This is a genomic window from Flavobacterium sp. ZB4R12, from assembly GCF_048276375.1.
Lineage (GTDB): Bacteria > Bacteroidota > Bacteroidia > Flavobacteriales > Flavobacteriaceae > Flavobacterium > Flavobacterium gawalongense.
In genome coordinates this window covers 177,730-184,664 of the sequence record NZ_JBLNKS010000006.1, presented here as the reverse complement: position 1 = coordinate 184,664, position 6,935 = coordinate 177,730, and the positions used below count along the sequence as shown (strand labels likewise).

4 protein-coding genes and 2 rRNA genes are annotated in these 6,935 nt (G+C 32.4%); all 6 read left to right on the top strand.

Annotation, left to right across the window (positions count from 1 at the left end; genetic code table 11):
* Positions 1-117 (top strand): 23S ribosomal RNA (locus ACNO7W_RS06335); the annotation flags it as partial.
* Between the two features lie 193 nt (positions 118-310).
* A 5S ribosomal RNA gene (rrf, locus tag ACNO7W_RS06330) occupies positions 311-420 on the top strand.
* Positions 421-710: 290 nt separating this feature from the next.
* Positions 711-2,663 (top strand): tetratricopeptide repeat protein, encoded by a 1,953-nt coding sequence (locus ACNO7W_RS06325; RefSeq protein WP_417937448.1) that lies wholly within the window; start codon positions 711-713, stop codon positions 2,661-2,663.
* 1 nt (position 2,664) lies between these two features.
* Positions 2,665-2,994, top strand: coding sequence for a nucleotide pyrophosphohydrolase (locus ACNO7W_RS06320; protein WP_417937446.1), 330 nt, complete (start codon positions 2,665-2,667; stop codon positions 2,992-2,994).
* Positions 2,991-4,598 (top strand): McrB family protein, encoded by a 1,608-nt coding sequence (locus tag ACNO7W_RS06315; RefSeq protein ID WP_417937445.1) that lies wholly within the window; start codon positions 2,991-2,993, stop codon positions 4,596-4,598. The genes ACNO7W_RS06320 and ACNO7W_RS06315 overlap by 4 nt, the downstream gene beginning before the upstream one ends.
* Positions 4,598-6,826, top strand: coding sequence for a DUF2357 domain-containing protein (locus ACNO7W_RS06310; protein WP_417937444.1), 2,229 nt, complete (start codon positions 4,598-4,600; stop codon positions 6,824-6,826). The genes ACNO7W_RS06315 and ACNO7W_RS06310 overlap by 1 nt, the downstream gene beginning before the upstream one ends.
* Positions 6,827-6,935 lie beyond the last annotated feature (109 nt).

Sequence of the window (6,935 nt, the reverse complement as noted above, 5' to 3'; positions counted from 1 at the left end):
CACCACAAGATGAGATTTCTTTTAAGGGTCGTAGGAGATGACTACGTTGATAGGCTATAGATGTAAAGGCAGTAATGTCATAGTCGAGTAGTACTAATAACCCGTAAGCTTATGTACGCTTTTCCCCGGGGCAACCCGGGGAAGAAACTTTCTTTATGCTGAACTTGTTTCAGTTATAACCTTTTTATTAGTTCCTGAAATATATTCAGGATAAATTTCTTTATCTCAGTATGTTAAGATATTATGTAATTAATTATCAATGATAAATTGTTAATTGTTACAATAATTGCCCAAAGCAATTATAACCTCTTAAGGTGGTTATTGCGGCGGGGCTCACCTCTTCCCATCCCGAACAGAGTAGTTAAGCCCGCCTGCGCAGATGGTACTGCAGTTATGTGGGAGAGTATGTCGTCGCCTTTCTTTAATCTGAACCCGTTTCAGATTCTATAAATCCTCATCATGAATTTGATGAGGATTTTTTTTTGGTATAGATTTTGTACCTATTTTATATCACCATTGGCTGTTTTGGTGGTGTAATGATATACTATTTCTTCCCAAACCCTCATTTTTTTTTCGTCAGAATGGCCTACGGTTGCCAAACAATGTTTACATTTGGTACTTGCTGAAAATCCTATAGGAAATGAAGTAAAATAGTATAATTTAAAAACGATAAGAATAAATTTTGATACAGATCATTCATAAAATAGACGATTTTCTATTTACCATCTTCCCAAAATTACACGGGGTGGTGGGGGGGGGGTAATGCATTATTAACCAGCGAGTTAGAAAAATATTATACTTTTGGTCCTTTTACCCCTAAAGTTTCCATTACTGATGATTGGGTTACCATAGAAATTGACTCCCCAACTATTATTGCCCAAGAAGCCGATTACCATAAAACGGTAGTCCTTTGTGAAAAAGGGAACTACAAAGAGGCAAAAACACTACTTCAAAATCTTGTCGATAAAAACCCCACCAATTCGGAATTTCATCGAATCATGGGGCAAATTCTTTCCGACGAAGGCAATCAGGAAGAAGCCATTAATTACTTGATTGATGCTCTGCGTTGGGACTCCAAGAACAATTGGGCGTTGTTGATGATGGGAAATATTTTTGCCAAGTTCAAAAATGATGTTCCCACAGCTATGAGATACTATGACCAAGCTTTGGTGGCTAATCCCAATGACAATATTACGATTAACAATATTGGTGCAAACCTTATGCAGCAAGGGAAATTTGAAGAAGCAAAAAAATATTTTTGTCAAGCTATTAAGATAAATAATGATTATCCAAATACTCATTTTGCTTTAGGCATGATTGCAGAAATAGAAAACGATTTACAATCTGCATTTTACAGTTCATTACTAGCTATAAAACTAAATAAGAATAAAGACGTATTATATCAAAATTCAGTAAATCAGGCTTTTGATGTGGCGAAGAGAATCATTGCCGGAGCAGACAAAACACTTTTTCGTGAATACCTTCACCAACTGGAATTTGAAGGAGGCACTGAAATTGATGTTGTAGAAGACTCTGAAATACCGACAGCGGCCAAGATTGAGTTTTCCGAAAATTACAACAGACCGAAACATCTCGTTCGTTTCAAGCCACATTATCCTGCGGTGGAGCATTTGATTATGCACGAATTGGTGCATCTTGACTTCGTGATTCAAGCCCGTAATGCAGGATTAAACCACCTTTTTACCGCTACACCACAAAACAGAGTTGCTTTTTTAGAAACAGTACAACCCACTGTTGCAAAATTGCATAAAATGCAGGTGCCTGAGGCGTCAATCGATCAATTCTGTAACGGATTATTTGACGGATTGAATCTTCAAGCCTACAATACCCCGATAGATTTATTCATCGAGGATTTTTTATACAACGAATTTCCCGAACTACGGCCATATCAATTTCTATCGCTTTATGCCTTGATACAAGAAGGTTTGAAAGCCGTAACCGATGCGACTGTTATTGAGCTTTCGCCTGCAACGATACTTTCTAAATCCAAGATTTATAATTTGGTCAATGCGCTACAGTTTAAAGTACTTTTTGGCTTAGATTTTATAAAAGACTTTAATTCCACGGCTGCCGAATTGCACAAAGCCGAAGACTTTTATAATGAATTCCTCGAATACAAAGACAACCGAAAACCCTCCGAAGAATTTGAGTTAGTTCAACATTGGGCAGAAGATTTGCAAATTGATGGGTATTTTCAACTGGAAAATGAGAAACAATATCGCAAACGCAGTGATGTGGACTTTTTTATAAGCAATCTGCAAAAAGATCCTTTTGGTTTAGAGGATGACCTTCCTTTTAAAGAAAAGGAAATGGAAAAATTCCAAAATACGCAAGAGGAGATTGGTTTAAATATGGCGGTTGTTATGTTTATGGTTGATGCGTTACAGTATTTTCAGCATATGCCTGTTGATGCAATAAAGAAAATAGCTTTTGAAATAGCTATGCAAGGAACACAAGGCTTCGACCCAAACCAAAAGAATTATATCATTGGCAGCATTGCTAATAAACGGTTTTCAGGTTGCCATATCTTGGCTTATTACTACGTAAGTTGGATGTTAGCAATACCGGAAATGGTTTCTCAACTACAATTGCCATTTGATGAAGAATATAAACTGGCCATAACAATGCATAAACCAAAATAAAATGGATGGCATTCAAGACATTATTCAAGAATTAATAAAGTTTAGAGATGAAAGGGATTGGGAACAATTTCATAATCCGAAAGATTTAGCATTGGCAATTTCTATTGAAGCTGCCGAACTGAATGAGTTGTTTCTTTGGAAAAAGGAAGAAGACGTAAATGTTGATAAACTAAAAGAAGAATTGGCAGATGTTTTTGCTTATACTTTTTTGTTTGCAGAAAAATATGGATTTGATGTAAAACAAATTGTATTAGATAAGATTAAACAAAATAGAGAAAAGTATCCAGTTAAAAAAGCCAAAGGCAACGCTAAAAAATATAATGAGTTATGAATGAACAAGTAATGATTTATGAGATTAAAAGTTCTGCATCTACAAATGCAAAAAGCCTTTTTAGCGATGATGAGCAATATTTTTATTGGAATAATACTAAATTTAAAAATCTAATTTTAGATGATTTCGTTTTTGTAGTAAATGCAACAAGCAAATGGATTTTATTTACAAAATTGGATTTCTTGGATATTGAAACAGAAGAAAAAGGCGATGATACTATTTTTTATAACGAAGGCAAAACTTTTCACGTTAGTGGCAAATGGAGTAAATTTATTAGACTTAAAATTATATCTAAAATTGAAATTCCTTTAAAATGGGAATGGAAAAGTTTAGGTAGTAGCGAAACTACTTACTTGAATGGAAAAAGAATAGATATAGCTAATTCAAATAGAATTTTGAATATAAACCAGCTTTTACCTTTGTCAAGTAATGAACTTTATAAATCCGTTTTGAGTGAAAGTTTGAATAATTTTAATAACACAATTTCTTCAGAGAAAAAACAGATTATTAATCCGATTAATAGTGATGCACCAAAGGATATGAAATCAATCTTAAATGCCATAAAAACGAAACCTTTTGTATTACTTGCTGGAATTTCAGGAACTGGTAAATCAAGATTAGTTAGAACCTTGGCATATCAAACTTGCAGCAATCCTGAATTGCAAATGGATAAAAATAAGCCAGGTAATTTTGAGTTAATTCCTGTTCGTCCAAATTGGCATGATTCTACGGAATTGATGGGATATATAAGCAGGATTAATGGTGAAAAATATATCACAACTTCATTTTTAAAATTTATTGCAAAAGCGTGGTTAAATTTGGATACGCCATTTTTTTTATGTCTTGACGAAATGAATTTGGCTCCTGTAGAACAATACTTCGCCGAGTATTTGAGTATTGTGGAAACCAGACAAATAAAGAAAGGGAAAATTGCTTCGGACTATTTAATTAGTTCGTCAAATTTTGAAGATGAAAGACTCTATACCATATTATTAAAAGATTTGAATTTAGAAAATGATGAAAGATTTATTGATGGAATTTCAATTCCCAATAATTTAATTATTATAGGTACCGTAAATATGGACGAAACAACTCATTCATTTAGTAGAAAAGTTCTTGATAGAGCTATGACTTTTGAAATGAATGATATTGATTTAAACGCTGGTTTAGAGGAGTCTAAAAAGGATTGGGATTATCCTGAAAATTTTATTTCCGGAAATGAAGCAATAGGAGAATTTACGGCAGGCAATGAAGTTGTAAATCAATTTCCTGAAAGTAAATTGGTTATTGAATATCTTCAAAAAATAAATAATCAATTAGAGGGAACTCCTTTCAAAATAGCCTATAGAGTTCGGGATGAGTTTTTAATTTACTGTTATTACGCAAGTCAAGACAAATTAGATATAAACTGGTTGAATATTGCATTAGATGAAATGATTAGTATGAAAATTTTATCAAGAATTGAAGGTGATGATTTTAAAACAGGTGATGTTCTTCGGAATTTGCAAAACCTTTTGACTGATGATTTTAGAAAATCAAATTCAAAATTAAAGGAGATGGAAATTCGTTTACAAAAAAGCGGCTACACTTCATACTGGTCTTAATGCAAGTATTAAAAGTTGAACACGATGATTTTGAATTGGTTGTTGAGTGTAATAACCTATTTTCCGCATTTAATAAAGCTAAGCAAAAGCAGAGTCAAATATTATCTTCGACATCTTATAACGTTAGTGAAGGAGTCATTTCTATTTTAAATATAGAGTCAAAAATACTTGAACTTTTAATAACTGCAAAAACTCACCCTTTAATTTTTGAAAATAAAGAATATTTCATCGGAATTACTTTTAAGAATATAGCGGCTATTAAATCCCCTTCTATAAACTCAAAATTGAAAGATGTAGAAGAGAAATTCTTTTATAGAGAAGAGTTGGGTTTCTTAGCAGGGACAATTAATTACGGAAATGATTTAGGAAAGAGTACTATTATTGTCCGATATTCTAAAGAAGACAAGCAACAGGAGGTTGTCCTCAATTTTGAAGTCTTTCCAACAAAATTGGATTACAGAAGTGATTATGATAAAATAGTTGCTGATATTGAGAATGAGTATCCTTATCTCGTTTTAGATTTTCTAAAAAAGACCTATACTTCCTTTAAAACAGGAAATTCGCCAAACACTGATTTAATATGGTGGCAAGTTTTTGGTGGTATTTATTATGATTTTATTGAAGCGTCAAAGTTTATTTTAAACAAACCGCACAGTCGAATAATCAATCAAACAAAATATGTTAAAGCGGATAAAATCATTAAATGGAACCCTTTATTAGAGGAAGAATATGCTCAATTTAAACATTTACCAAATAAAAATTATCGTATTGAAAATAAAACAATAAGTACTGATACGTCTGAAAATCAATTTTTAAAGCATGTCGTTTTTAAAACTTTAAAGCGATTTGTAAAGGTGAAAATCTATATAGAGCATAGGTTCAAGAATGCTATTACCACTTCCTTTAAAGATGAAATGAAATCCATTGAAAAGCAAATGGAAACGATTGCTATTAATCCTTTTTTCAAGACAATTGGTGAATTTAAAGGGCTAAGACAAGAATCATTGGTTCTACAAAAGGCCACAGGCTATAGCACGATTTATAAGTCTTGGACAATGCTTAATGGTGGGTTGAAATTATTTGATGGAATTCAAAAAATTGAATTAAAAAACATTGCAGAATTGTATCAAATTTGGTGTTTTTTGGAAATTAAAAATGTTTTGCAAAATTTACTTGGCAAAGAAGATCCAGACGAAATCGAATTAGCCGAAATTCAAGTTGATGACTTTGTTTTTAAAATAGAAAGAGGTGTCAAATCTAAGGTGTCATTCATCCAAAAAAACGGTGAAAGAATTGAATTGTTTCACGATTTTTCATACGATACAAAATCAAATCAGGATGTCAAATCGTTCACTGTAAATCAAAGACCGGATATTGTTCTTCGAATCACTAAGAATGATTTAAAAGAGAATTATGTTTTAACTTATTTGTATGATGCCAAGTATAGATTAGCTTCGGATGAAAGGGAAGGCGCTCCGGATTTACCACCAGATGATGCCATAAATCAAATGCATCGATATCGTGATGCCATTTATTATGTAAATAAAAACAAAATTAAGCCTGAAAAAGAGGTAATTGGTGCCTATGTTCTTTTTCCGGGATCAGGAGAATTAGAATCCATTAAGAACTTGGCTTACCATAAATCTATTGATGAAGTAAATATTGGAGCATTCCCACTACGTCCTAACGATTACGAAAACAAAACGCTTCTTGAAGAGCATTTAAAAAAAATACTTGGTCTTGATACTGAATCTGTTTTAAATGAGGTTTCTCCTCATAAAGAAAACATTTATGAATCCTCAAATCCTGAAGTTTTAATCGGGATTGTAAACAAAGGAAAACAATCAATCTATTTTGAAACAGAAAATAATATTCTTTACCATACAGGAAAAGTTAAGCCTTCTAAATTAAAAGACGAAGACTCCGGTTATGTAAAGATAAAATCAGAAATCAAATATTTTGCACCTTATTACTCAGGTAAAGGAATTAAAGAGTATTATGAAATTTTAGATTTCAGAATAATTCCTAGGAATGAAATTTTCGATAAAAGTCATTCTTTGAATAAGATTGACGATAAATCAGATAGATTAGTAATTCGGTTAGGAAAAAAACACGTTATAAATGATATTAAATATTTCACTTGTCCCATAACGGTTTACAGGTACACAAAGTTAAGCCACATTCGAAATCCAAAAGAGAATAAGATTGAAGTTTTGAAAGTAAGTTGATTTTTTATTGAATTGCCGTTGGCTTCAGCCATCGGAAGAAAATAGGGGAAAAGAAAATGGCTTTAGCCAAATAATATAGCGGTTTCGGCTAAAGCCAATAACTTTTATG

What these genes read in the sequence shown, in the direction of transcription:
- ACNO7W_RS06320 (WP_417937446.1), top strand. Translation starts at nt 2,665, where the DNA reads ATGGATGGCATTCAAGACATTATTCAAGAATTAATAAAGTTTAGAGAT.
- ACNO7W_RS06315 (WP_417937445.1), top strand. Translation starts at nt 2,991, where the DNA reads ATGAATGAACAAGTAATGATTTATGAGATTAAAAGTTCTGCATCTACA.
- ACNO7W_RS06310 (WP_417937444.1), top strand. Translation starts at nt 4,598, where the DNA reads ATGCAAGTATTAAAAGTTGAACACGATGATTTTGAATTGGTTGTTGAG.